This is a genomic window from Cryobacterium sp. (assembly GCF_026786305.1).
GTDB lineage: Bacteria > Actinomycetota > Actinomycetes > Actinomycetales > Microbacteriaceae > Cryobacterium.
In genome coordinates this window covers 1-24,737 of sequence record NZ_JAJAYI010000089.1, presented here as the reverse complement: position 1 = coordinate 24,737, position 24,737 = coordinate 1, and the positions used below count along the sequence as shown (strand labels likewise).

Sequence of the window (24,737 nt, the reverse complement as noted above, 5' to 3'; positions counted from 1 at the left end):
ACAAACCAGAGGAATTCTTCGCGGCACCTCCTGGGCTGCCTCCGAGCGGCCGCAAACGTGACACCCTTCATACGAAGCGGATGCCCCCGCGTCGCCCGCCGAAAAGAGTCTCACCCCCATGAATCCCACGCCTCGCACCCCTGGATCAACGTCGACGCGCGCCGTCGCAGCCCGGGACTGGGAACACCGCGCTGGCGAGCTTGGCGATCGTCTGCCGACGGGGTTCGAGGTAGCCGTTGCCACTTCCGCTTTTCAGATCGAGGGCGCCGCCCGCGACGGTGGCCGCGGCGATAGCGTCTGGGACGCCTTCAGCCAGATGCGCGGGCGCATCCGCGATGGCTCGAATGCCTCCGTCTCGGCCGACCACGTGAAGAACTATGCCGCCGACGCCGCCCTGCTACGTGACCTCGGTGTCGATTCCTACCGGTTCTCCCTCGGCTGGACCAGACTGCAGCCGGAGGGTCGCGGGGCGCTCAACCGCAATGGACTCGCGTTCTACGATCGCGTGCTCGACGCGCTGCTGGCCGACGGCATCCGTTCGACGGCCACTCTCTCGCACTGGGACATGCCCGCGGCCCTGCGCGGCGGCTGGCTGAACCGCGACACGGCGGGCCGCTTCGCCGACTATGCCCACGCGGTGGGGGAGGCGTTCGGCGACCGCATCGACGCCTGGGCCACCCTCACCGAGCCGGCCACGGTCACAACGAAGGGCTATGCGCTGGGCACCCACGCGCCTGGGCGTACCCTGCTATTCGATGCGCTGCCGAGCGCGCACCACCAGCTGCTCGCGCACGGCCTCGCCGTGCAGGGCCTGCGCGCCGCCGACGTGCGCGGACGCATCGGCCTCGTCAACTCCCACACCCCGGTGCAGTCCGCGACCGACCGTGACCAGGACCGCTCCTATGCGGCCCTGTACGACCTGCTACAGAACCGCCTCTTCTCCGACCCGGTGCTGCTCGGCCACTACCCCGACCCGCTCGAACCGTTCGCGCTCGAGCTGCGCACCCTGCTCGAGGCCGACCCCGACGACCTGCGCACGATCCACCAGCCGCTCGACTTCTATGGTGTGAGCTACACCGAGCCCAGCCGCATCGCTTCCGGCCCGACCACCCTCACCGCACCCGACGGGCAGCCGATCCCGGTCACGTCGTGGCCGTTCCACCTCGAGCCGTTACGCGAGCACGCCACCACCTCGGCCGGCGCCGTCAACGCCCCCGAGTACGTCGCTGTAGCGCTGGCCGAACTGGCCGGGCGCTACAGCGACCTACCGCCGGTCTACCTGTCGTTGGCCGGCGGCGCCTTCTTCGACCACGCGGATGCCCGCCACTTCGTGCACGACCCGGCCCGTATCGACTACCTCGCCGAACACCTCGTCGCCGCCCTCGACGCGACCGCCGCGGGAGCCCCGGCCGCCGCCGTCGATCTGCGCGGCGTTGCCTTCTGGTCCCTGCTCGACGCGTTCGAGTGGGACGGCGGTTACACCCAGCCCACCGGCCTCGTGCACGTCGACTTCAGCAACGACCGACGCACGCGCACCCCCAAATCCAGCTATCGCTGGCTGCAACACGCCCTCACCAACCGCTGAGGCAGTAACCGCTGAGGCAGTAACCGCTGAGGCAGTAACCGTTAAGGCGTGCGCCGGCGCAGCGTCACCGATCCGAGCACGACGGCTCCCACGATCCACGCGCCGATGATCAGCAGCTCCCCGCCGACATAGGCGGCGTCCTGCGAATCCGTCGCGACCGCCTGCAGTGCGTCGATCGCGTGCGACAGCGGCAACCAGTCGCTGATCGCGCGCAGCACATCGGGCAGTTGCTCGCGAGGCAGAAAAATGCCGCCGAGCAGAATTTGCGGAAAAACCAGCGCCGGCATGAACTGCACGACCTGAAACTCCGTGCGGGCGAACGCGCTTGCGAGCAGGCCAAGCGTCGTGCCGAGCACCGCATCCGCGACCGCGACGGCGAGCAACAGCCAGATCGACCCGGAGATCTCCAGCCCGCACACCCACACCGCAAACGCCACGGCCACCGAGGACTGTGCCACCGCGAGTAAGCCGAACGCGAGCGTATAACCCAGGATCAGGTCACCCTTGCCGAGCGGCATCGACAGCAGACGCTCGAGCGTGCCGGTGCGTCGCTCTCGCAGGGTCGTGATGCTCGTCACGAGAAACATCACGATGAACGGAAACAGCGCGATCATGCCCGGCCCGATCGTGGCGAACACCGGGGTGTCCGAGAAGATCCAGGCCAGCAGCCCGATCAGCAGGCTCGGCACCACGAGCAACAGAACGATGGTACGCGGGTCGTGCCGCACCTGGCTGAGCACCCGGCCGGCCGTAGCGAGGGTGCGTTGCGGGTTCATGAGGCGCTCCCGCTCGGTTCGGCAAGCGGATGCTGGGCGATCAGCGCCAGAAAAGCTCCCTCGGTATCGCTGGTTCCGGTCGCCGCGAGCAACCCCTTCGGGGTGTCATCGGCCAGAATCTCGCCGTCCCGCATGAGTAGCAGCCGGTCGCACCGGCTGGCCTCGTCCATCACGTGACTGGAGACGAGCAGGCTCGTTCCGGAGGCGGCGAGCTGATGGAACAGGGTCCACAGCTCGACCCGCAGCACGGGGTCAAGGCCCACCGTCGGTTCGTCGAGCACGAGCAGGTCAGGGGAGCCGAGCAAGGCTCCGGCCAGAGACACCCGACTGCGCTGCCCGCCGGAGAGTGACCCGACGAGCTGACCCGCTTGGGCGCTGAGGTCTGTCAGGGCGAGCACGCGGTCGACGTCGCTGCGCGGAGCGCCGAGCACGGCACGAAAATATTGCAGGTTCTGCCGCACGGTGAGGTCGTCATACACACTCGCGTCCTGCGTGACATAGCCCACGCGGTGGCGAAGCGACGCCGATCCGGCCTCCCGGCCGAGCACCGTCACCGTGCCGGACTGCACCACCTGTGCGCCGACGATCGTTCTCAGGAGTGTGGTTTTACCGCATCCGCTCGGGCCAAGCAGCCCCACCACGACTCCGCGGGGAACGCTGACCGACAGCCCATGCAGCACCGGATGCTTTCCCCGACGCACATGCAGATCGGTAACCTCAACCGCGGGGACGGATTTGTTCACCATGTGCGAACTCTTCGCCGCCGCACCCGCCGTGTCAAGCTCATAAAGGGTGATCCTGTAGCCGCTCCGATTGCCCAGAGGCTAACCGGACTGGGTTCAGGCGCAGTCGCGGAAGGTGCCTGTCTCGTCGTCTGAGCTCGGTGCATTCAGCGCGGGATCCGCTGATGGGCGCCCAATACCTCGCTCGCTCGGCAAGTAGTGTGGAACGCATGATGTTTGCGTTGCCGATCCTTGTCTCTGCGGCATCGCCGACATCCGCCGAAGCCAAAAACGTATCGCTTCGGTACTACGAGGACATCGTGAGTCGCTACCACGGTCGTCCCGCGCTTCGGCAGGAGATTCTGGCCGCCCAAGCCGGGTATCCCAGCGATGACCTCGTTTCTCCCACGGGGCTTCTCCTGCTCGCCCGCGAGGGGGACACCGTGCTCGGCTGCGCCGGGATGCGGATTCGCCCCGGCGAGATCGGCGAGGTGACCAGGGTCTTCGTTGAACCGGATGCCCGCGGTCAGGGCGTGGGCCGGCTTCTCATGGAGACACTGGAACGGGAATGCCGCGTGGTGGGGCTCACCGCATTGCGGTTGGACACGCGAACCGACCTCGTCGAGGCGCGAAGACTTTATTCTTCGCTGGGCTTCATCGAGGGCGAAGCGCACAACACGGACCCCTACGCGAACCATTGGTTCCGAAAAGAACTGCGGTGATGCCCAGGTCTGGGAGCGCACACCCAGCCAGCTGGAGTACGTTCAGGTCGTGACTGAGCAACAGCCCTACCACGTCGTGCACAGCTACGACGACTTTGAACTGCGCCGGTACCCGGAACACCTGCTGGCCGAGGTCACAACGGACGGCCCATTTGAGGACGCCGGCAACAGGGCCTTCCGGTACCTGTTCTCGTATATCACCGGGGCGAACCAGTCACGCCAGAAAGTCGCCATGACAGCGCCCGTGCTGCAATCAAATGCTGCAGAAACGATTGCGATGACCGCGCCAGTTCTGCAGCAGAGCCCTGGCGATGCGTCCGGTCCGGGAGACCGTGAAAAGTTCCGCGTTGCTTTCGTTCTGCCGGAGGGCATGACGGCCGAAACTGCGCCGCAACCCACCGACCCCCACGTTCAACTACGCACGGTGCCCGCCAGCATGGCCGGTGCGATCCGCTTCAGCGGACGCTGGAGCCAAGCACGCTACCAACGGCAACTCGCACAGTTGCGTGCGGCGCTCGCCTCTGCCGGGCTCACTGTCGTTGGGCCACCGAGATCTGCCCGATTCGATCCGCCATTCAAGCCGTGGTTTCTGCGTCGAAATGAGGTTTTGCTCGACGTCGAATCGTCGAACTAAGGCGACTGACACCCCGCTCGAACTCGCTCTAGCAACGATTTCTGGACAGGACCACCGAGTTTCTCAAGCTCTTGGATCGTTCCCGTCGCGAGTTCCCCGCGCGCCTTGAGCTTGCTTGGAGTGTTATGGGAAGCGGGTGGGAGCCTCCGGGGTCGCGGTTAGTATTGGCAGGTACGCACGGGGGGTCGTTTTGGCCAGTCAATGTCTCCGTGCCAACGTACACATCGTGCCAATTTGCAAGGAGACGCTGCCATGGAATGGCTCATCCCGGTTTTGATCGTTGTCGCACTCGTCGCCATCGTGGGTATCTATCTCTGGTCGACGTACAACTCCCTCGTAACGCTCAACGTGCGCGTCGACGAAGCGTGGAGCGACATCACGGTGATGCTCAAGCGTCGTGCCGACCTGCTGCCCAACCTGATCGAAACGGTCAAGGGCTATGCAGCACACGAGAAGAGCGTGTTTGAGAACGTGACTCGTGCTCGGGCCGAGACCCTGTCGGCACAAGGCCCGGCCGATGCATCCGCTGCGGAAAACCACATGCAGACCGCGCTGAAGAGCATCTTCGCCGTCGCTGAGGCCTACCCGCAGCTTCAGGCCAGCCAGAACTACCTGCAGTTGCAGGGCGCCATCGTCGACACCGAGGACAAGATCCAGGCCGCGCGTCGCTTCTACAACGGTGGCGTGCGCGAAATGAACACCAAGATCAAGGTGTTCCCGAATCACCTGTTCGCCGTCAACCTCGGTTTCACCGAACGCGAATTCTTCGAGGTGGCCGATTCCGCAGCGATTGCGGAGCCTCCCCGCGTGCAGTTCTAACGGAGCGCATCGATGTACAGCGCGATAGCTAAGAACAAACGCAACACCGTCTTCATCATGATCTTCTTCTTCGCGCTGATCGTGGGGCTCGGCTGGCTGGCCAACTATTACGTCTCCGGCGGGCAGAGCTACGGGTTGTTCATTACCGTGATCATCGTCACCGGCCTGTACGTGCTCATTCAGTACTACGCCGCAGGCCGCCAGGCGGTTGCGATGAGTGGTGGAATCAAGGTCAACAGCCAGGCCGATCACCCCCGGCTGTGGCGCATCGTCGAGAATCTGTCGATCACGACCGGCACTCCGATGCCCGAGGTCTACATCATCAACGACCCGGCACCCAACGCATTCGCCACCGGCCGCGATCCCAAGCACGCGATCGTCGCCGCGACCACCGGCCTGCTCGACATCATGGATGACGCCGAACTGGAAGGTGTCATGGCCCACGAGATCGGCCACGTGCGCAACTATGACATCCGCGTCTCGATGGTCGTGTTCGGCTTGGTCGTCGCGATCGGATTCATTTCCGACATTTTTCTGCGCATGGCTTTCTTCGGCCGCAACAACAACAGCAACGGCAACCCCGTCGTCATGGTGTTCGGCATTGTCGCCATGATCGTGGCCCCGCTCATCGCCACGATCGTGCAGCTCGCCGTGAGCCGCCAGCGCGAGTATCTAGCGGACGCCACGAGCGCGTTAACGACGCGCCACCCCGACGCCCTCGCCAGCGCCTTGGCCAAGCTTGGCGAATACGGCCGCCCGATGAAGAAGCAGAACACGTCGATGGCGCACCTGTGGATCTCTGACCCGCTCAAGCCCGGCGCCATGAGCAAGCTGTTCGCGACGCACCCACCGATCGCCGACCGCATCGAACGCCTGACCGCGATGGGCCGCAAGTTCTAACTTTTTTTAGTCGAGCTTGTCGAGCTTGTCGAGCTTGTCGAGCTTGTCGAGCTTGTCGAGCTGGTCGAACTTGTCGAACTTGTCGAGCTGGTCGAACTCGTTGGTCGTGCTTGTCGAGACCATAACCCTCCGTGGTCTCGACACGCTCGATCAACGGATTGGTTACTTCCGTTCTGCAGCCAGTCCGGACGCGAGCGGGCTGCGCGGCATGACCTCGAACTCACCGAGCCCCTGCCAGAGCGCAGCGTCATGCAGTACCGCGGCGAGCCGCCCCGCAGCGTCGACCGGGGCACCGTTTTCAGCCTCGGCCGCCTGCACCCGCAGCACGCCCGCCTGCCGGTCGTTCTTCAGGTCGACGCGGCGCAGCGCGCGGGCGCGCTGCCAGACCACCGGTCTGACGGCGACAAAATCGTCTGCGCGTCGATGGCGCGGGCCAGGGCGGGCGAGACTGTCGCGGGGCGCCCGTGTGAAGTATCGATGCGACTCTATCCGGCGCGAAGGCACTCTGCCGTGCACCGAAAAGGAATCGCACGTTTAGACCCGAAGAGTGGCGACGACGATGGGCCCGGTGGCAGTCTTAGACTGAGCGGGTGAGTGAATCCACGGGCAATCCAGGTGCACGGGCGCTGCTGCGGCTGCGCCGCCGACGAACCAATGAGCAGGAGCGCGAAGCCCGGGAGCTGTCGCGGTCCGAACTGCTGGTCACACCGGTCGAGGGGCGCGCGCCCGCACCGAATGGTGTTCACGAAAACCTGCCAGCCAGCGTCCGCTTGGCCGCAGCCTGGTCGTGGCGACTGATCGTCATTGCTGCTGGTATCGCAGTTCTCATCTTCCTAATCATTCAATTGCGCCTCATCATCATTCCGTTGCTCGTCGCAGTGTTGGTATCGGCGCTGCTTGTTCCCTTCGTGGCCTTTCTGGTACGTCATCGGTGGCCGAAGGGACTCGCCGTGGCCACGGCGATGGTGGGCACTCTCGTGCTCGTCGCCGGGTTGGTGACCCTCGCGTCCACGCAGATCGCCGAGGGCACCGTCGGGCTGAGCGACCGCCTGACAGCGAGCTTTGACAGCCTCAAGTCGGTGCTCGCGGCGTCGCCATTACAGCTGTCGGACACCGAGATCACGAACTATCTGCAGCAGGGCTGGACGGCGATCCAAAACGACAGCGCTGTCTTTATCAGTGGAGCCCTGTCGGTCGGTACGACCCTCGGACACCTGCTGACCGGGCTTCTGCTTGCCCTGTTCAGCCTGCTGTTCATCCTCATCGACGGCAAGTCAATCTGGGACTGGATCGTGCGCTTCTTTCCGAAGCGGGCGCGCGCGGCCGTGGATGGCGCTGGTATCGCCGGCTGGACAACTCTGGGTAATTTCGCCAAGGTGCAAATCCTGGTGGCATCGATCGATGCCGTCGGCATCGGTGTGGGCGCAGCCCTGCTCGGGGTGCCGATGGCCATCCCGATTGGCATCCTGGTCTTTCTCGGCTCGTTTATTCCCATTGTCGGTGCTGTCGCCACCGGATCGGTCGCCATCGTGATCGCCCTGATCTTCAACAATTGGGCCGTCGCCCTCGCCATGCTCGGCGTCGTGCTGCTCGTTCAGCAGGTTGAAGGACACGTTCTGCAGCCGCTCATCATGGGAACCGCCGTCAAGGTGCATCCGCTTGCCGTTGTGCTCGTGGTCGCCGCCGGAGCGCTGCTCGCCGGAATTCCGGGCGCCCTGTTTGCCGTGCCGATTGCCGCGGTGTTGAACGCGATGACGAGCTACATCGCCGGCGGATCGTGGCGGTCGAGTCCGCCGACGGCGGTGCCGGCGATGGGCTCGGTGCTGTGGCAGACTGTGCCGCAAAGCCGACCGGGCTACCGGTCGACTGGCGCACCCGCGCGCGAGGCACGGGTGGTGCGGCCGCGCAGCATCCGCACCACCCGTGACGGGTCCGCCCGCAGCACACCCTCGGATTCCCGCGCACCTCGCGCCACGCACGACAGTTCGGAGAACTAAGACATGCCTGAGACCACCCTCGTCACACCCACCCTCGCTGAATTCGAGGCTGCGCGTGCGGTTGTCGCCCGTGTCGCCGATGTGACCCCGATGGAGAGCTCACGGTACCTGACCGATGTTTTGGGGGCACCGGTCTACCTCAAGTGTGAGAATTTGCAACGCACCGGCTCATACAAGATTCGGGGCGCCTACAACCGGCTGTCCAAACTCACCGACGAGGAGAAGGCTCGTGGAGTCGTCGCGGCCTCTGCCGGTAACCACGCTCAGGGGGTGGCGTTCGCCGCGCGCGAGCTGGGCATCAAAGCCACCATCTTCATGCCGGTCGGGGTTGCGCTGCCCAAACTGTTGGCGACGCGCGATTACGGTGCCGAGGTCATTCTGCGCGGTACGACCGTGACCGAACCGCTGCTCGCTGCGGCCGAATATGCCCGCGAGACCGGTGCGATCCTCATTCCGCCTTTTGATCACGCGGATGTTGTCATCGGGCAGGGCACGCTCGGTCTCGAAATTCTCGACCAGGTTCCCGATCTTCAAACGGTCATCGTGCCCATCGGTGGCGGCGGGCTGATCTCCGGTGTGGCCAGTGCGCTCAAGCAGCGCGCCGCCCGCGACGGGCGCCGCATCCGGGTCATTGGGGTGCAGGCTGAGAATGCGGCCGCCTACCCACCCTCCCTCGAGGCTGGCGAGGCCATGATGATCAGCATTCTGCCGACCATCGCCGACGGCATCGCGGTCGCCAAGCCGGGACTGCTCAACTTCGAGATTGTGCGCGACGCCGTCGACGAGATCGTCACCGTCAGCGAGGACGACACCGCCCGGGCGCTGCTCGTGCTGCTGGAACGCGCCAAGCTCGTCGTCGAACCGGCCGGAGCGGTGGCGGTCGCCGCCATCCTGGCCGGCAAGGTCACTCCGACAGGGCCGACCGTGGCGATCCTCTCGGGTGGCAACATCGATCCCCTGCTGATGCAGCGTGTGATCAGCCACGGCCTCGCCGCGTCGGGTCGTTACCTCACGCTGCGAATCATGCTGCCGGACCGCCCGGGCCAGTTGGCTCGCATCTCCGAGCTGCTCGCCGAGGCGACCGCCAACGTCGTCGAGGTGCTGCACACGCGGCACGGAGTCGGCCTGCGGATCAGCGAGGTCGAGCTCGACGTCAGCGTCGAGACGCGGGGGCCCGAACACAGCCAGCACGTCGTCGACACGCTGCGCGCGGCTGGCTACGACCCGCAGATCGACTAGCCGAACACGAAGCAGGCCCCGCGACGACGGTCAGGCTCCGGTGAAAGTCTCCACGTTGGAGATGTGCACGGTGATCTCTTTGCCGTTCGGCGTGGTGTAGCTCGTCTTCGCGCCAACCTTGAGGCCGATGATCGCCGCACCGAGCGGGCTTTGTTCGCTGAAGACGTCGAGGTCGCTATTGGCGCCGATTTCGCGGCTGCCGATCAGAAAACGGCTCTCGTCGCCGGCGATCGTGGCGGTGATGACCGTGCCAGGAACGACGATGCCGTTACTTTCGGGAGCGTGGCCGACTTCAGCGGTGCGCAGCAACACGGTGAGGGTGCGGATGCGCGCCTCCATCTTGCCCTGCTCTTCTTTGGCCGCGTGGTAGCCGGCGTTCTCCTTGAGATCGCCCTCTTCCCGGGCGGATTCGATTTTCTTTGCGATGTCGCCCCGGCCGAAGTTACTCAGTGCTGCCAGTTCCGTTGCGAGGCGATCGTGGGCCTCTTGGGTCAGCCAGGTCACCGTTGTGTCGGTTGTCACGAGTGATCTCCTTTATTACGCTCAAGCGCAGAAAGGCCGGTTGTGGCCGCGCGGATAAAGTTGATGCCCCGACGAATGCCGAGGCGAATACGTCAGTTTAGGTCAGCCAGCACTGGTAAATCAAACCCGTGTTACTCAGGTCGGTGGTGCGCAGAATCTCGGTGAATGACCGGTTGTACAGCGTTGACGGCGGCAGATCGATGATCTTCCAGCCGACCACAGAATAACTCTCGTTCAGGGCCTGAACCGCGCAACTCGCCGTGCGGTTCACCGGAAGCGACACCTCGAACGTGACGCTCACCGTGTGCTCATCGATGATGGTGTGCCCAATATCACGCGCTTCGATTTGAGTGGATGCCCCATCCAGCCCGGTCCACAGCACCCAGGCTCCCAACACCAGCACGAAAATGCCACCCAGTCCCCACAGGATTCGGCGGTCACGCCGTTTGCGAGTGGGCGTGCGCCCGTAGCGCGATTGGATCACGTCGCTCTCGACCGGCGGAGGCGCAGCCGAGACCTCAGATTCGTCGAGACGGTAGGGCTCGCGGCTCTGCTGAACTCTGTTTACGGGCACTGGTGATTTCACACTTTCGATGGAGCGATTAGGCTGGTATCTAGGTTATCTGGCCTAAGGTTATCCGGCATTCCTGAGGAGTATGGTGACGCTGCGACTGATGGCTGTGCATGCCCATCCTGACGACGAGTCGAGCAAGGGCGCCGCAACGTACGCCTACTACCGCAGCCTCGGCGCTGAGGTGCTCATCGTGAGCTGCACCGGCGGTGAACGGGGCAGCGTCCTGAACCCTGCCCTCACCGCCAACGCCATGGCTGAACGCGATATGACCGGTCTTCGCCGCATCGAGATGCGAGGTGCGCAGCAGGCCCTGGGCGTGCAGCACCGCTGGCTCGGCTTCGAAGATTCCGGCATGAACGACGACAAGTCGGTGCCGGCGAACTCTTTCGCCGACATTCCGCTGGAGTATTCGGCCGAACCGCTCGTGTCGATCGTGCGTGAGTTTCGCCCCCAGGTCTTGATCACCTACGACGAAAACGGCGGCTACCCGCATCCCGACCACATCCGCTGTCACGAGGTCTCCCTTGAAGCGTTTCGTGCGGCCGCCGACCTGGATCGGTACCCGAATTCGGGTGCGCCGTGGCAGATCGATAAGCTGTACTACGACCGCATCTTCAACCTGGAGCGCGTCGACGCGATGTACCTCGCGCTCAGCGTGAAGGAGCCGGACTCCCCGCTTTTGGAACCACTCGGTGAAGCCCGAGAGTGGATGAAGAACTACCCGAAGCTGGCCACCACCCACGTTCCCGCCGGAGAGTTCCTGGAGGCGCGCGATGCGGCCCTCCGCTCGCACGCCAGCCAGGTTTCCCCCGAGAGCAGCTTCTTCTTCTGGCCCAATGACCTCATTCGTGAGGCCTGGCCCTACGAAGACTTTCAGCTCATCGAATCGAAAGTAGACACCGAAATGCCCGAATCCGATCTTTTCGCTGGAATTCAGGACGACGAATGATCACTCTGATCACCGTCGTGCTCGCCGCCACGCCGACCCCCGACCCGGACTTCGACCCGAACACCGTTACCCCGGGTGTTGTCGGATTCATCGTATTCTTTCTGGTGGCCTTCGCGACCCTGCTGCTGTGTTTCGACGTGGTTCGTCGCATCCGTCGCACCACCTACCGCGCCGAAATCAAGGAGCGGCTCGACGCCGAACTCGCGGCGCGCGACATCGACCCGAACGCACCCCGCACGCCGGGCGACAAGCCCGAATAATCACGCTGTCCGCTACGGGTAGAGCGGATGCGTGGCGATCAGCAGAATCGCCACGAAATGACACAGAAACGCCACGACCGTGAGGGTGTGGAAGATCTCGTGAAAGCCGAACACTCCCGGAACCGGGTTGGGCTTCTTCAGCCCGTAGACGACCGCGCCAACCGTGTAGCAGAGTCCACCGACCAGAATCAACGTCATCATGGTGGCGTTGGCCTGAAAAAAATCCACGATGAACAGCAGGGCCCCGTAGCCGAGCAGCAGGTAGAGCGGCACGTACAGCCAGCGCGGGGCGTGAATCCAGAACACTCGAAAGATGGTGCCGAGCCCGGCTCCGCCCCACACCAGCCACAGCAGCAGCGCGGCTTTCTCCGGCGGCAGCGCGAGCACGGTGATCGGCGTGTACGACCCGGCGATCAGCAGAAAAATGTTGGCGTGGTCGATGCGTTTAAGAATAATGCGGGTGCGCGGCTGCCAGTTGAAGCGGTGGTACAGAGCCGAATTGCCAAAAAGCAGCATCGAGCTGAGCACGAACACGGCCGAGCTGATCTTGGCCGCGGAGCCCTCGGCGAGCACGAGCAGCACGATGCCGGCCACGATCGTCACGGGAAAAGTCCCGGCGTGAATCCAGCCGCGCCAGGTCGGCTTGACGTCCTCCGGATGGGCGTCAGCCGCCTCGATCAGTGGCAGATTGGTACTGGAGTGCTCGGTAGCCATGGTGCAAGGATACGACAGGGCGCGGCCCGCGTGCCCTGAACGCTTGTCGGAGTGGACTAGCGTAAATGTGTGCAGAAACCCCAAGTTCCCTCAGCGCGCGGCCTCCTCTACAGGCTGTATCAGCGCCGCTTGAGGCGCGGACTCACGCCGGCGCATCTGCCCCATCACGTCGCCATGATCATTGACGGCAACCGGCGCTGGGCCCGGCAATTGGGGTTTCAGACGGCCGCACACGGGCACCGTGCCGGTGCCGCCAAGATGCTTGAATTTCTAAAATGGTGTGACGACCTCGAAATTTCGGTGGTCACCCTGTACCTGCTCTCCTCCGACAATCTCACACAACGCCCGAGTGATGAACTGGCCGATCTGATCGAGATCATCGCTGATCTCGCTGAGGAGCTCTCGCACTATCGCAACTGGCGGGTACAACAGGTGGGGTCGAAGACCGGCCTGCCCCTTCCGCTCGTTGCAGCGCTTGATGCAGCGGATGCCCGCACCAGCGAGCGAACGGGACTGCACGTGAATCTCGCGGTCGGCTACGGCGGGCGCACCGAGATCACCGACGCGATGCGCAGCATTGTCGCCACCCATCACGCGCACGGTGGCACGCTGGAGGATCTCGCGGAGACCCTCACGCCCGAGCTGATCGGCCAGCACCTGTACACCGGCGGTCAGCCCGACCCCGACCTCGTCATCCGTACGTCGGGCGAGCAGCGGCTCAGCGACTTCATGCTGTGGCAGAGCGCGCACAGCGAGTTCTACTTCGTCGAAGCCCTCGGGCCTGACCTGCGGCAGATCGATTTTCTGCGAGCCCTGCGTGACTTCTCCCGTCGCCAGCGTCGCTTCGGCGGCTAGCTCGGTTCTGGCACCGGGTGGGGTTCGACCAGCAGGGGGGGAGTATTTGTTCGACAACCGATTGGACCCGAGCATGAATTCTTTTCAGAGCTTCACCGATGGCTTTCGTGACGAACCCGGGTACCTCGACTTCGGCCGGGTCGGCCCGCTCTCCGAGGCCGTCGTGGCAGAGACCCTGGGCCAGACCGAGGTGCTTTCCCGTGCCCGGTACGGCAGCCTCGACCACCTCGTCGAACAAGACCTGCGGGCCCGCACCGCTGTCTCCGAACTCACCGGTTTCACCCCCGACCAGATTGTGCTGCAGCCCAACACCAGCTCGGGCCTGATGCAGGCCATGTTCGGTCTGACCGGTGCCGTGCTGCTCTCTGCCGGGGACTTTCCCAGCGTGCCGTTCGCGGCCGTGCGGGCCGCTGAGGCCCTGCACGTGGTCACTCCGCTCTGGTTGGAAACCGACCACGGCCGCGTCACCCCGGGGGAGATCCGCGACCAGCTCACCCCGGCGGTTGTGGCCGTTGCGGTGTGCCTCGTCGATTCCCGCACGGGCTATCGCACCGACCTCGACGGCATCCGTCAGGTCATCGGCGATCGTTTGCTGATCGTTGACGCCATCCAGGGCTTCGGCGTCGTCGACGCCGTCTATGAGGCAGCGGATGTCGTCGCCTCCGGTGGTCAGAAATGGATGCGGGCCGGCTGGGGCACCGGTTTTCTCGCCCTGAGCGAGCGGGCGCTCGAACGCCTCGTGCCGGTCTACTCCGGCTACGTCGGCACCGACATCGACGACCCGTGGGATGAAGTCACCCCGCCCAGCCACGGCGCCCGCGCGTTTCGGGTGACCAACGGCGACGCCATCGCGCAGGCCCGGTTCGCTGCAGCCCTCGAGCAGACCGCTGATGTCGGTGTCGACGTCATTCAGACCGCCGTGAACGACAACGTCTCCCAGATCATCGAACTCGTCGACGAATTCGTCATCGACATTGTCTCGCCTCGGGACACCAAGGAACGGGCGGGCATCGTCGTACTGGAGCCTCCGGCGGAACTGCTGACCACCCTCGTGGCGAGCCTGCACAACCACGGCATTACCGCGACCACCCGCGACACCACTGTTCGCCTGAGCGTGCACGCGGCCCTCGACCCCGACACGGTGACCATGCTGAGGGGCGCCCTCACCGACTACGCGCTCGCCACTACCTACTAGACAGTCTCGGCGGCGGTACCGGCAGCGCCATCCGGTGAACCCGGCGTCTGCCCCAACGTCAGGTGAACGTCACATTTCAGTGGGCGTGTCGGGTTCCTTTTTGCGTCCGTTCGTCGTAGCGTCACTTGCATCAGGTACGGCACCTGATCGAGACGGCCATATAAGTACGGCTCGAGAATTGCTTGATGGCCAGCTCGCCAATGTGATCCGCGTCTCGTGACGCAGGGTGGGAGTGGCTGTGACCGCTAATCGAACCGACGCCAACGCGACTGACCGGGTGGAGGCATCCGTTTCGCAATCCGAGCGCACCTTCGTGTTGGACACCTCGGTGCTTCTGTCAGATCCGAAAGCGATTTTCCGCTTTGCCGAGCACGCCGTTGTATTGCCGGTGGTGGTGATCAGCGAACTGGAGTCCAAACGCAACGACCCGGAAATCGGGTATTTCGCCCGGCAGGCGCTGCGCAACCTCGACGAGCTGCGGCTCAAGCATGAGCGCCTCGACTTTCCGATTCCGGTCGGCGAGGGCGGCAGCCTGCGGGTGGAACTGAACCACTCCAACATGTCGGTACTGCCGTCGGGTCTGCAACTGGGCGACAACGACTCGCGCATCCTCGCCGTGGCCCTCAACCTGGCCAACGACGGAATGACCGTGACCGTCGTCTCCAAGGACCTACCGCTGCGGGTGAAGGCCGCGTCCCTCGGCCTCGCTGCCGATGAATACCGGCACGAACTCGCCGTCGACTCCGGTTGGACCGGCATGGACGAGATCACCCTCAGCGCCGAGCAGATGAGCGTGCTCTACGACAAGGAGACGCTCGACTCGCGCACGGTGCAGGACATGCCCATCAACACGGGCCTCGTCATTCATTCCGACCGCGGGTCAGCCCTCGGCCGGGTGACCAGCCGGGGCACGCTCAAGCTCGTACGCGGCGACCGCGACGTCTTCGGACTGCACGGCCGGTCGGCCGAGCAGCGCCTCGCGATTGATCTGCTGCTCGACCCGGAGATCGGCATTCTCTCGCTCGGCGGGCGGGCCGGAACCGGGAAGTCGGCGCTCGCCCTGTGCGCGGGACTGGAAGCCGTGCTGGAGCGTCAGCAGTATCGCAAGATCATGGTGTTCCGGCCCTTGTATGCGGTTGGCGGCCAGGACCTCGGCTTTCTGCCCGGTGACCAGGGCGAGAAAATGGGGCCTTGGGCGCAAGCGGTGTTCGACACGCTCGGCGCGATCGTGTCGGAGAATGTGGTCGAGGAGGTGCTGGAGCGGGGCATCCTCGAGGTGCTCCCGCTCACCCACATTCGCGGCCGGTCCCTGCACGACGCCTTCGTGATCGTCGACGAGGCACAGTCGCTCGAACGCAACGTGCTGCTGACCGTGCTGAGCCGCATTGGTCAGAACTCGCGCGTGGTACTCACCCACGACGTCGCCCAGCGCGACAACCTGCGGGTCGGCCGCTTCGACGGCGTGGCCAGCGTGATCGAGACGCTGAAGGGGCATCCGCTGTTCGCACACATGACACTGACCCGGTCGGAGCGCAGCGCTATTGCGGCACTGGTCACGGAGATGTTGGAGGGTAACGAGGTTATGTAGTTGCCTTGAGCGGATGCCTGTCGTCTTGTCGTAGTCGACCGCCTGAGCGACAGGTCATTCGGCTTCAGCTCAAACAATGGCTGGTGGGGGCCAGCTCTGTGGTCGCGGCATCGGGAATTATTCGAGCCAGTCGCATTCCGCGGGGGAGCCGGCCCCACCAGCCATAACTCGGCACCCCGCGAACAACCTGCCGCCCCGGCTCGTTTTCGAGGCTGGGGCGGCAGTTCTGGCGGGGTGGGGCTGGTTACTTCTTCTGCGGGGGGCGCGTCATGCTCAGGACGTCGAGGGCCACGTCGAGCTCGGCGAGCGTGAGGTCGCCACGTTCCACGTGACCGAGCGCAATGACAGCCTCGCGCACGGTGAGGCCCTCGGCGACGGCCTTCTTGGCAACCTTGGCGGCGGCTTCGTAGCCGATGACGCGGTTCAGCGGCGTGACGATGGAGGGCGACTTCTCGGCCAGTGCGCGAGCGTGCTCGAGGTTGGCAACGAGACCGTCGACGGTCTTGTCGGCAAGCACGCGGGTCGCGTTGGTCAGCAGACGGATCGACTCGAGCAGGGCGGTTCCCATCACCGGGATACCGACGTTGAGCTCGAACGAGCCTGAGGCGCCGGACCAGGCGATGGTGGCATCGTTGCCGATGACGCGCGAGCAGACCATGAGCACGGCCTCCGGAATAACCGGGTTGACCTTGCCGGGCATGATCGACGAACCCGGCTGCAGGTCAGGAATGTTGAGTTCGCCGAACCCGGTGTTGGGGCCTGAGCCCATCCAGCGCAGGTCATTGTTGATCTTGGTCAGCGAAACTGCGATGGTGCGCAGGGCGCCGGAGGCGTCGACGAGGCCGTCGCGGTTGGCCTGGGCCTCGAAGTGGTCGCGCGCTTCGGTGATCGGCAGTTCGGTTTCGGCCACGAGCAGTTCGATGACGAGCTGCGGAAAGCCGTACGGGGTGTTGATGCCGGTACCGACAGCGGTGCCGCCGAGCGGAACCTCGGCGACGCGGGGAAGGGCCGTGCGGATGCGCTCGATACCGAGGCGCATCTGGCGGGCGTAGCCGCCGAACTCCTGGCCGAGGGTGACCGGGGTGGCGTCCATCAGGTGGGTGCGGCCGGCCTTGACAGCCTCTTTCCAGAGTTCCGCCTTGGTCTCGAACGAGACGGCGAGGTGGTCGAGCGCGGGGATGAGCTCGTCGATCAGCGCGCTCGTGACGGCGATGTGCACCGAGGTGGGAAACACGTCGTTCGAGGACTGGCTCGCGTTGACGTGGTCGTTCGGGTGCACCGTGCGGCCAAGGGCGCGGGTCGCGAGGGTCGCGATGACCTCGTTCATGTTCATGTTCGAGGAGGTGCCGCTGCCGGTCTGGTAGACGTCGATCGGAAACTCGGTGTCGTACTGGCCGGTGATGACCTCGTCGGCGGCTGCGGCGATCGCGTTGGCAATGTCCTGGTCGAGCACGCCGAGCTGGGCGTTGGCGAGGGCTGCCGACTTCTTGATGCGGGCGAGGGCCGCGATCTGCGCAGACTCAAGGGTGGAGCCGGAGATCGGGAAATTCTCCACGGCTCGCTGTGTCTGGGCGCCGTAGAGTGCGTCCGTTGGAACCCGGACCTCACCCATCGTGTCGTGTTCGATCCGGTAGCCGGCGTTTGCGGAGGTGTCCACCACTATGTGCATTCCCTTTCGGTGCTGTATGAGAGTCGTGCTGTGCGCAACGGGTGCGCGGGCGGGTCTAAATGACGCCCACCACGATGTTGGGGTCGGCGTGTCCTTCGAGAAGGACGTAGTTCGCGCCAACGATAGCCAATGTACCTTCTGCGATGGCCGCGCTGATCACCTCGGACTGTTCGAGTAGTTCGGTGACCGTGTGTTTGAGATGTTCCCGGCCGACGTGGCCGGCATCGACCTTCGTCGGCTCCACGAACGTGGATGCCCTCAGCCCGTTCACTTGACGCACCGCCGGCACGATCTTCTCGATCAGATGCGCGATGTGGGCGGGCAGGGCCGGGGCATCCGCTGCTTGAGAATCGATGGCGGCGCGCACCGCACCGCACTCGTCGTGGGCGAGCACGAGAATCAGCGGAACATGCAGCACAGCGACCGCATATTCGAGCGAGCCGAGTACGGAATCGGAGATGACCTGGCCGGCGTTGCGCACGACGAACAGATCACCGAGGCCCTGGTCGAAGATGATCTCGGCCGCGAGGCGGGAGTCGCTGCAGCCGAACAGCGCTGCGTGCGGGGTCTGTTGGCCAACGAGCTCGGCCCGCCGGTCGACGTCCTGCCGGTGCCGGGGGGTGCCGGCGACGAAGCGCACGTTTCCCTCGCGCATTTCGTTCCAGGCCTCGGCCGGAGACGGAACAGCATTCGACGCCGGGTTCATTCGGCCGCGTTCTGCGCCACGTTTTCGGCCAGCGCGGTGGCGAGGGTTTCGAAGTCGCCGGTGGGCGCCGTACCGATCAGCACGTAGGTGCTGGCACCGGCAGCTGTCACGAGGGCATAGTCGAAGTTGCCCCGGTCGCCGGCCGCTGCGCTGTTGCGGTACACGTCCCAGGTCACTCCAGCGATGCTGACGCTGTCGACGACGGGCGAGTCGGGCAGTTTCTGGGCGAGCCAGGTGGGGTTGGCGTTGAAGGCCTGGCTGAATCCGATGTACTGGTTGCCGGGCGTGAGTAGCCCGATGTACCAGGACGGTACCTGGCCGTTGGTTCCGGCCTGCCACTCGGTGTCGTTCGCGCTCCAGCCGTCGGGCAGCTCGGGGATGGCGAGGGCGTGGTCAACGACCGGCTGCAACTGGGCGGCAACGCTCGCGTAGTCGACGTCGCGGTTTATCGGGTTGTCGCTGCGCGGTACCAGGAGCACGAGAACAAGCACGGCGCCGACGGTCACCAGCAGTGAGAGCACGAGATTGTTGACGGTTTTGTGCGACCGGTATTTGCGCGAGTTCTCGGCGAGTCGTTCGGCGGTCTCCTGCGGAGTCTCCGGCCGACCCAGCTCGGCGACGACGCGCGGCTGCTTGGGGGCGCGGCTCATCTGGTGGGTGTGTCGTCGGTACTGGTGTCGGTGGCGCCGGCGGGCGCCGTCGCGGCCAGTCGGGCGGCGTCGAGGCGGGCCTTGGCTCCGATCAGCCATTCCTCGCAGCGGCGGGCGAGCGCTTCGCCGCGTTCCCACAGCGCGAGCGACTGCTCGAGCGTGCTCGAACCCTGCTCGAGTTCGTTCACGACGCGGATGAGTTCATCGCGGGCCTGTTCGTAGCTGAGATCACTGATGGCGGGGGCAGGCGAGGTCATGGCATCCATTCTAATTATTTCGATACGCTCGCGGGCGCGGCGAGCACGGCGGGCACGGCGGTGTTCGCGGTGGCGGGCACTGTTCCGCTGGCCAGGGTGAGCAGAAGCTCGGTGCCGGCCGGGGCATCGTGTGAGCTGCGCAGCACGTGCCCGTCGGACAGCTGGGCGATCGCATAGCCGCGATCGAGGGTGCCCTGGGGCGATAGGGCGCGCAGCTGGGAGCGCAGCTCCACCACGGTGGCCCCGGCGCGCTCGAGAATTCGCCCGGTGAGTTCGGCGCCGCGCGCAACGTAACGGGTGAGGTCTTCGCTGCGAGAGTCGATGATCCAGCGCGGGTCGACGAGCACCGGTCGACTGCGCAGCTGTGAGATTCGGTCAATTTCCGAGGAGAGGATGCCGGTGAGTCGACCGCTGAGACGCGCCCGGGCCTGCTGCACCCGGTTCAGCTCGTCGCTGACGTCGGGAACGACTCGCTTGGCGGCATCCGTCGGGGTGGATGCCCGCAGGTCGGCCACCTCGTCGAGCAGCGGACGGTCGGCCTCGTGCCCGATCGCGCTCACCAGCGGCGTCACGCAGGCAGCCGCGGCGCGCACGAGGCTCTCATCGCTGAAGGTGAGCAGGTTTTGAAAGTCGCCGCCACCGCGGGCGACCATGATCACGTCGACCTCGGGGTCGGCGTCGAGCCGCTGGATCGCGGTCGTGACCTCGCCGACGGCCCGATCGCCCTGCACGGCGGCGTGAGCGACCCGAAAGTTGACGGCCGGCCAGCGCAGTTGCGCGTTGCGAATGACGTCTTTCTCGGCGTCGGAATCTTTTCCGGTCACGAGGCCGATGCAGTGTGGCAGAAACGGCAGGCGCTTCTTTCGCGAGTCGTCGAACAGGCCCTCGCCCGCGAGCTGTTTGCGCAGCCGTTCGAGCCGTTCGAGCAGGTCGCCGAGCCCGACGTGGCGCATTTCGAAGGCCTGCATGGTGAGGGTGCCGCCCTTGACCCAGAAGTTGGGCTTGACCAGGGCGACGACGCGGTCACCCGCCTTGAAATCAGCGGTGAGTTTGGCGCGCACCGACGACCAGATCGTGAAACTCACGGTGGCGTCTTCGGAAAGATCCTTGAGCTTGCCGTAGACGTTGCCACCGCTCGCACCCCACTGGGTGATCTCGCCCTCGACCCACACCATGCCGAGACGTTCGATGTAGCCGCGAATCTTGTTGGAGAGCAGGGCGACCGGCCACGGTGTTTCGACGGTGGCGGGGGCATCGGTCACGTGGTGGTCCTTGGCGATGCGCTGGCATGGGGCACAGGCGGGTCCTCCCAGAGTTCTTCGGGCGTGCGTGCGTAGACTGAGCTGGTGAACACCAGCATGCAAACCACGAGCAGTCCGCCCGTCATCGGCTTGGGCATGCCGCGAATTCCCAGCGCGCGCAACAGGCTTAAGGATACCCCGGTGGTCGGACATAAGCGGGTGCTGCTCGCCGCCCCGCGTGGCTACTGCGCCGGAGTCGACCGTGCGGTCATCGCCGTCGAGAAGGCGCTCGAACACTACGGCGCCCCGGTATACGTGCGCAAACAGATCGTGCACAACATTCACGTGGTTTCCGAGCTCGAAAATTTGGGTGCCATCTTCGTTGACGAGGTCGACGAGGTACCGCACGGATCGCACATCGTCTTCAGCGCCCACGGAGTATCACCGGCCGTCGTCAACGCCGCCGCCGAGCGTGGCCTGCAGGCCATCGACGCCACCTGCCCGCTCGTGACCAAGGTGCACCGTGAAGCCGTTCGTTTCGCCCGCGATGATTTTCAGATTCTGCTGATCGGCCACGAGGGCCACGAAGAGGTCGAGGGCACCGCCGGTGAGGCCCCCGAGCACACCACCCTCGTCGGCAGCCCCGATGAAGCCGATACCGTCGTCGTGCGCGACCCCGACCGGGTCGTCTGGCTGTCGCAGACCACGTTGAGTGTCGACGAGACCATGGAAACCGTGCGCCGGTTGCGGGCGCGTTTTCCCAACCTGCAGGATCCGCCGAGCGACGACATCTGCTACGCCACCCAGAACCGTCAGGTCGCCATCAAGAAGGTTGCCCGCGACTCCGACCTGGTGATCGTCGTCGGCTCGGCCAACTCGTCCAACTCGGTGCGCTTGGTCGAGGTGGCCTTGGAATACGGCGCGAAGGCGGCCTATCGCGTCGACTTCGCGAGCGAGGTCAAACAGGAGTGGCTCGACAATGCGGCGACCGTCGGGGTGACGAGCGGGGCATCCGTTCCCGAAGAACTCGTCGATGAGCTGCTCGAAGCCCTCGCCGACGCCGGCTACGTCGACGTCGTGCCGGTGAAGACCGCCGAGGAAGATCTCATCTTCTCGCTGCCCAAGGAGCTGCGCAAGGATCTGTCGGGCGAAACGGATACCCGTGCCTTCGGCGGCCGCGCCGCCACGGCCGAGCAGACGGTGCAGTAGTCGGCTCGACTACTGGCGGCTCAGAAACTCAATGAGGGTCGGGTCGATGAACAACGCGGCCATGGTGAAGGCGAACAGCACCACGAGCGACACGGCACCACCGACGATGGGCACGAAAAACGCACGTCGATGCGGCACGAGCAGCCGGACCGATACCGCCGCCGTGGCCAGCCAGACAAAAACCAGCGCTATTGCCCCGACCGTCGTGATGGCGCCGATAGATGCTCCTGGAGTGTACGTGCCCAGACCTTCCTGGGTGTAAAAAATCTGCATGGCGACCGGGAACCCGCCCAACGAGAAGACGCCGTAGACAGTGGCGAGGAGTCCGAAGGTCAGTAGCCCGATGGTCCACGGGCGGTCCCATCCGGGAACGGCGCGCGTTGCCGTGGCGGACTGAACGGTCGGGGTGGTCGCGTAAAGTGGAGTGCCCGATGCCGCCCCGACAGTGGGGGCGGGAGCGGGATCAACCCGGTCTTTTTCCTGCGGTGGCTGCCACGTCCAGCCCTCAGGGGCCAGTTCGCCGTACTGGGGGCGGGGGCGTGGGTCTGGCGCGGGGGGTGGAACGGAGTCCGGGGTCTCTGACATTGCTCTAACTGTTTGAGTGCCCGGCGGAGCCGAGCTGACGGGTGGAATCAACGACGCGAGCGGCCATGGCCGACTCGGCCACCTTGCCCCAGGCGCGCGGGTCGTACACCTTCTTGTTGCCGACTTCGCCGTCGACCTTGATCACGCTGTCGTAGTTCTTGAGCATGTAGTCGGCGATCGAGCGGGTGAAGGCATACTGGGTATCGGTGTCGATGTTCATCTTGACGACACCATTGGCGACGGCCTCGGCGATCTCGGCATCGGTCGAGCCGGAACCGCCATGAAAGACCAGGTCGAGGGGCAGCGCTTCGAGCTCGAACTTTGCGGAGAGGCCGGTCTGGATCTCCCTGAGCAGTTCCGGGCGCAGCTTCACGTTGCCGGGCTTGTAGACGCCGTGCACATTGCCGAAGGTGAGGGCGGCCATATAGCGGCCCTGCTCACCGAGGCCGAGGGCTTCGACCATTTTGATCGCGTCGTCAAGGGTCGTGTACAGGTTCTCGTTCACGTCGGCCTGAACGCCGTCTTCCTCGCCACCGACGGCACCGATCTCAACTTCGAGGATGGCGTTGATCGCGCGGGTGCGCTTGAGTATGCCGGTGGCAATGTCGAGGTTTTTGTCGAGTGCGATGGCCGAACCGTCCCACATGTGCGACTGAAAGATGGGGTGGCCGCCATCGGCCACCGCCGACTCCGAGGCTTCGATGAGCGGAATGACGAAGTCGCCGAGGGCGCCCTCGGGGCAGTGATCGGTGTGCAGCGCGACGGTGATCGGGTAGTTGTCGGCGACCGAGTGCGCGAAGCGGGCAAAGGCGAGCGCGCCGGAGGCGCGGTTCTTCACAGTGTGGCCGGCGAAGTAGTCGCCGCCGCCGGTGGTGACCTGAATGATGCCGTCGGATCCGGCTTCGGTGAGGCCCTGAAGAACGGCGTTGATGGTCTGCGACGACGACACGTTGAACGCCGGGTATGCGAACCCACCCGTCTTGGCTTTGTCGAGCATTGCGGCGTACTGGTCGGGGGTTGCGATGGGCATTGCTTCTCCTCGAAAGTGTGCGGGGGTGTGATCCCGAGTCTAGCGACGCCCGCCGTCGTGTGGTCTGCCGCGATAAGGTGACTCGGGCGGACAATCCGCGCGACCCGCCGCGCATCCGTCGTTATCGAAGTCGAACTAACGTCCGGGAGGACCTTTCGTGAACAGCACTGAGACCGCCACCCTCTTTCAACATCCCGACCGCAACCTCGCCATGGAGCTCGTGCGTGCGACCGAGGCCGCCGCTATTCGTGCCGTACCCTTCATCGGTCGCGGCGACAAGAACGCCGCCGACAAGGCCGCCGTCGACGCCATGCGCGCCTTCCTCGGCACCGTCAACTTCGACGGCCTCATCGTCATCGGTGAGGGTGAAAAAGATGAAGCCCCCATGCTTTTCAACGGCGAGCACGTTGGCAACGGCCGTGGCCCCGCCTGCGACATCGCCGTTGACCCCATCGACGGCACGAGCCTGACGGCCGCCGGCCGCCAGAACGCCGTCTCCGTCATCGCCGTGTCGGACCGCGGCACCATGCTCGACGCTTCGTCGATCTTCTACATGGACAAGATCGTCACCGGTGCGGCCGGTCGCGGCGTCGTCAGCCTCGACCAGTCGATCGCCGACAACATTCGTGAACTGGCCCAGGCCATGAAAAAGCCGATCGGTGAGATGACCATCGCCGTGCTCGACCGCCCTCGCCACGCCGGCCTGATCGACGCGATTCGCAGCGCCGGCGCGGGCACCCGCCTCATGCTTGACGGCGACGTGGCCGGCGGCATCAACGCTGCCCGCTACGAGACTCGCATTGACATGTGCGTCGGCATTGGCGGAAGCCCGGAAGGAATCACCACGGCCTGCGCCCTCAAGGCCCTCGGCGGCTATATGCAGGGACGCCTCGCCCCGAAGGATGACGCCGAACGCGCTCGCGGCGTCGCGGCCGGGCTCGACATCGACAAGCTGCTTGAGATCAACGACATGGTCAGCGGTGACAACACGTTCTTCGTGGCGACCGGTGTGACCGATGGCGGACTCGTCGACGGTGTCCGTCGCAAGGGCCCGATGATTCGTACCGAAAGCATCGTGCTGCGCTCGCGTTCGGGCACGGCCCGCCGTGTCATCGCGGAACACCTCGCCGAGAAGTGGCTGTAGCCGTTCCGATCAACTGTTAGGCCGTCACCGAAACTGCACGACTCGGGTCTGTTCGTTCAGACGCGAGCCGTGCAGTTTTCTGCATCGAAGTACTGTGAAAAGCTGCGAACTACACGCGCAGGTCGGAGTCGAATTCCTCAACGTCGGTCAGGTCTAGCTCGACGGTACCGAGCTCAGTGGTACCGAGCTCGGCCG

General features: G+C 65.0%; 27 protein-coding genes. 14 read left to right on the top strand and 13 right to left on the bottom strand.

What is annotated here, in order from left to right:
* Window positions 1-118 precede the first annotated feature (118 nt).
* Complete coding sequence (locus LH475_RS11455) at window positions 119-1,585, top strand: family 1 glycosylhydrolase (protein WP_196843215.1); 1,467 nt, start codon at window positions 119-121, stop codon at window positions 1,583-1,585.
* Between the two features lie 41 nt (window positions 1,586-1,626).
* On the opposite strand, the gene LH475_RS11450 is transcribed toward LH475_RS11455, so the two are convergent.
* Window positions 1,627-2,361, bottom strand: coding sequence for an ABC transporter permease (locus tag LH475_RS11450; RefSeq protein WP_196843216.1), 735 nt, complete (start codon window positions 2,359-2,361; stop codon window positions 1,627-1,629).
* Entirely contained in the window at window positions 2,358-3,107 is a 750-nt protein-coding gene (locus LH475_RS11445) for an ABC transporter ATP-binding protein (RefSeq protein WP_297414113.1), read from the bottom strand. Before LH475_RS11445 ends, LH475_RS11450 begins: the two co-directional genes overlap by 4 nt.
* 161 nt (window positions 3,108-3,268) lie before the next feature.
* Between LH475_RS11445 and LH475_RS11440 the strand changes: the two genes are divergently transcribed.
* The 4 genes from LH475_RS11440 to LH475_RS11425 all read left to right on the top strand — a co-directional run bounded on the left by LH475_RS11440 (window position 3,269) and on the right by LH475_RS11425 (window position 6,158).
* Window positions 3,269-3,805 (top strand): GNAT family N-acetyltransferase, encoded by a 537-nt coding sequence (locus LH475_RS11440; protein ID WP_297414111.1) that lies wholly within the window; start codon window positions 3,269-3,271, stop codon window positions 3,803-3,805.
* A 49-nt stretch (window positions 3,806-3,854) separates the two neighbouring features.
* Complete coding sequence (locus LH475_RS11435) at window positions 3,855-4,439, top strand: heme-binding protein (protein ID WP_196843219.1); 585 nt, start codon at window positions 3,855-3,857, stop codon at window positions 4,437-4,439.
* Between the two features lie 252 nt (window positions 4,440-4,691).
* On the top strand, window positions 4,692-5,258 hold the full coding sequence (locus LH475_RS11430; protein WP_196843220.1) for a LemA family protein: 567 nt from the start codon (window positions 4,692-4,694) through the stop codon (window positions 5,256-5,258).
* A gap of 12 nt (window positions 5,259-5,270) precedes the next feature.
* On the top strand, window positions 5,271-6,158 hold the full coding sequence (locus tag LH475_RS11425) for a M48 family metalloprotease (protein ID WP_196843221.1): 888 nt from the start codon (window positions 5,271-5,273) through the stop codon (window positions 6,156-6,158).
* Between the two features lie 162 nt (window positions 6,159-6,320).
* Here the strand turns inward: LH475_RS11425 and LH475_RS11420 are convergent, their stop codons facing one another.
* Window positions 6,321-6,548: a hypothetical protein gene (locus tag LH475_RS11420; RefSeq protein WP_297414108.1), complete on the bottom strand. Its 228-nt coding sequence runs from the start codon at window positions 6,546-6,548 to the stop codon at window positions 6,321-6,323.
* A gap of 200 nt (window positions 6,549-6,748) precedes the next feature.
* Here LH475_RS11420 and LH475_RS11415 point away from each other — a divergent pair, with 200 nt between their 5' ends.
* Both LH475_RS11415 and ilvA read left to right on the top strand, forming a co-directional pair.
* Window positions 6,749-8,155 (top strand): AI-2E family transporter, encoded by a 1,407-nt coding sequence (locus LH475_RS11415; protein ID WP_297414106.1) that lies wholly within the window; start codon window positions 6,749-6,751, stop codon window positions 8,153-8,155.
* Between the two features lie 3 nt (window positions 8,156-8,158).
* Window positions 8,159-9,394 (top strand): threonine ammonia-lyase, encoded by a 1,236-nt coding sequence (ilvA, locus tag LH475_RS11410; protein ID WP_196843223.1) that lies wholly within the window; start codon window positions 8,159-8,161, stop codon window positions 9,392-9,394.
* A gap of 30 nt (window positions 9,395-9,424) precedes the next feature.
* Here the strand turns inward: ilvA and greA are convergent, their stop codons facing one another.
* Both greA and LH475_RS11400 read right to left on the bottom strand, forming a co-directional pair.
* The gene (greA, locus tag LH475_RS11405) at window positions 9,425-9,916 is read right to left on the bottom strand and encodes a transcription elongation factor GreA (protein WP_196843224.1); all 492 of its coding nucleotides are present in this window, start codon (window positions 9,914-9,916) and stop codon (window positions 9,425-9,427) included.
* Between the two features lie 97 nt (window positions 9,917-10,013).
* A complete protein-coding gene (locus LH475_RS11400; protein WP_196843225.1) occupies window positions 10,014-10,490 on the bottom strand; it encodes a DUF4307 domain-containing protein in 477 nt (158 codons plus the stop codon).
* Window positions 10,491-10,590: 100 nt separating this feature from the next.
* Between LH475_RS11400 and mca the strand changes: the two genes are divergently transcribed.
* The gene (mca, locus tag LH475_RS11395) at window positions 10,591-11,439 is read left to right on the top strand and encodes a mycothiol conjugate amidase Mca (RefSeq protein ID WP_196843226.1); all 849 of its coding nucleotides are present in this window, start codon (window positions 10,591-10,593) and stop codon (window positions 11,437-11,439) included.
* The gene (locus LH475_RS11390; RefSeq protein ID WP_196843227.1) at window positions 11,436-11,699 is read left to right on the top strand and encodes a hypothetical protein; all 264 of its coding nucleotides are present in this window, start codon (window positions 11,436-11,438) and stop codon (window positions 11,697-11,699) included. Before mca ends, LH475_RS11390 begins: the two co-directional genes overlap by 4 nt.
* Window positions 11,700-11,711: 12 nt before the next feature.
* On the opposite strand, the gene LH475_RS11385 is transcribed toward LH475_RS11390, so the two are convergent.
* Entirely contained in the window at window positions 11,712-12,413 is a 702-nt protein-coding gene (locus LH475_RS11385) for a hemolysin III family protein (RefSeq protein ID WP_196843228.1), read from the bottom strand.
* Between the two features lie 69 nt (window positions 12,414-12,482).
* Here LH475_RS11385 and LH475_RS11380 point away from each other — a divergent pair, with 69 nt between their 5' ends.
* From LH475_RS11380 to LH475_RS11370, 3 genes are all read left to right on the top strand, one after another.
* The gene (locus LH475_RS11380) at window positions 12,483-13,268 is read left to right on the top strand and encodes an isoprenyl transferase (RefSeq protein ID WP_196843229.1); all 786 of its coding nucleotides are present in this window, start codon (window positions 12,483-12,485) and stop codon (window positions 13,266-13,268) included.
* A 73-nt stretch (window positions 13,269-13,341) separates the two neighbouring features.
* Window positions 13,342-14,463 carry an aminotransferase class V-fold PLP-dependent enzyme gene (locus LH475_RS11375; protein WP_196843230.1) on the top strand — a complete coding sequence of 374 codons (1,122 nt, stop codon included), beginning with the start codon at window positions 13,342-13,344 and terminating at the stop codon, window positions 14,461-14,463.
* Between the two features lie 277 nt (window positions 14,464-14,740).
* Window positions 14,741-16,051 carry a PhoH family protein gene (locus tag LH475_RS11370; RefSeq protein ID WP_297414177.1) on the top strand — a complete coding sequence of 437 codons (1,311 nt, stop codon included), beginning with the start codon at window positions 14,741-14,743 and terminating at the stop codon, window positions 16,049-16,051.
* Between the two features lie 244 nt (window positions 16,052-16,295).
* Here the strand turns inward: LH475_RS11370 and LH475_RS11365 are convergent, their stop codons facing one another.
* The 5 genes from LH475_RS11365 to xseA are packed head-to-tail and all read right to left on the bottom strand — an operon-like array spanning window position 16,296 to window position 20,595.
* Window positions 16,296-17,720, bottom strand: a complete 1,425-nt coding sequence (locus LH475_RS11365) for a class II fumarate hydratase (protein ID WP_196843231.1) — start codon at window positions 17,718-17,720, stop codon at window positions 16,296-16,298.
* Between the two features lie 55 nt (window positions 17,721-17,775).
* The gene (locus LH475_RS11360) at window positions 17,776-18,426 is read right to left on the bottom strand and encodes a carbonic anhydrase (protein ID WP_196843232.1); all 651 of its coding nucleotides are present in this window, start codon (window positions 18,424-18,426) and stop codon (window positions 17,776-17,778) included.
* The gene (locus tag LH475_RS11355; RefSeq protein WP_196843233.1) at window positions 18,423-19,076 is read right to left on the bottom strand and encodes a DUF4245 domain-containing protein; all 654 of its coding nucleotides are present in this window, start codon (window positions 19,074-19,076) and stop codon (window positions 18,423-18,425) included. The genes LH475_RS11360 and LH475_RS11355 overlap by 4 nt, the downstream gene beginning before the upstream one ends.
* The gene (locus tag LH475_RS11350) at window positions 19,073-19,342 is read right to left on the bottom strand and encodes an exodeoxyribonuclease VII small subunit (RefSeq protein WP_196843234.1); all 270 of its coding nucleotides are present in this window, start codon (window positions 19,340-19,342) and stop codon (window positions 19,073-19,075) included. Before LH475_RS11350 ends, LH475_RS11355 begins: the two co-directional genes overlap by 4 nt.
* 5 nt (window positions 19,343-19,347) lie before the next feature.
* Window positions 19,348-20,595 (bottom strand): exodeoxyribonuclease VII large subunit, encoded by a 1,248-nt coding sequence (gene xseA / locus LH475_RS11345; RefSeq protein ID WP_297414097.1) that lies wholly within the window; start codon window positions 20,593-20,595, stop codon window positions 19,348-19,350.
* Window positions 20,596-20,730: 135 nt separating this feature from the next.
* On the opposite strand from xseA, the gene LH475_RS11340 reads away from it, so the two are divergent.
* Window positions 20,731-21,783, top strand: coding sequence for a 4-hydroxy-3-methylbut-2-enyl diphosphate reductase (locus LH475_RS11340; protein WP_196843236.1), 1,053 nt, complete (start codon window positions 20,731-20,733; stop codon window positions 21,781-21,783).
* A gap of 9 nt (window positions 21,784-21,792) precedes the next feature.
* Here LH475_RS11340 and LH475_RS11335 read toward each other — a convergent pair whose 3' ends face one another.
* Both LH475_RS11335 and fbaA read right to left on the bottom strand, forming a co-directional pair.
* Window positions 21,793-22,368: a DUF6264 family protein gene (locus LH475_RS11335; RefSeq protein WP_196843237.1), complete on the bottom strand. Its 576-nt coding sequence runs from the start codon at window positions 22,366-22,368 to the stop codon at window positions 21,793-21,795.
* Window positions 22,369-22,372: 4 nt separating this feature from the next.
* Window positions 22,373-23,398: a class II fructose-bisphosphate aldolase gene (gene fbaA / locus LH475_RS11330; RefSeq protein WP_196843238.1), complete on the bottom strand. Its 1,026-nt coding sequence runs from the start codon at window positions 23,396-23,398 to the stop codon at window positions 22,373-22,375.
* A gap of 211 nt (window positions 23,399-23,609) precedes the next feature.
* Here fbaA and glpX point away from each other — a divergent pair, with 211 nt between their 5' ends.
* Complete coding sequence (gene glpX / locus LH475_RS11325) at window positions 23,610-24,542, top strand: class II fructose-bisphosphatase (protein ID WP_196843326.1); 933 nt, start codon at window positions 23,610-23,612, stop codon at window positions 24,540-24,542.
* The last annotated feature ends 195 nt before the right edge of the window (window positions 24,543-24,737 follow it).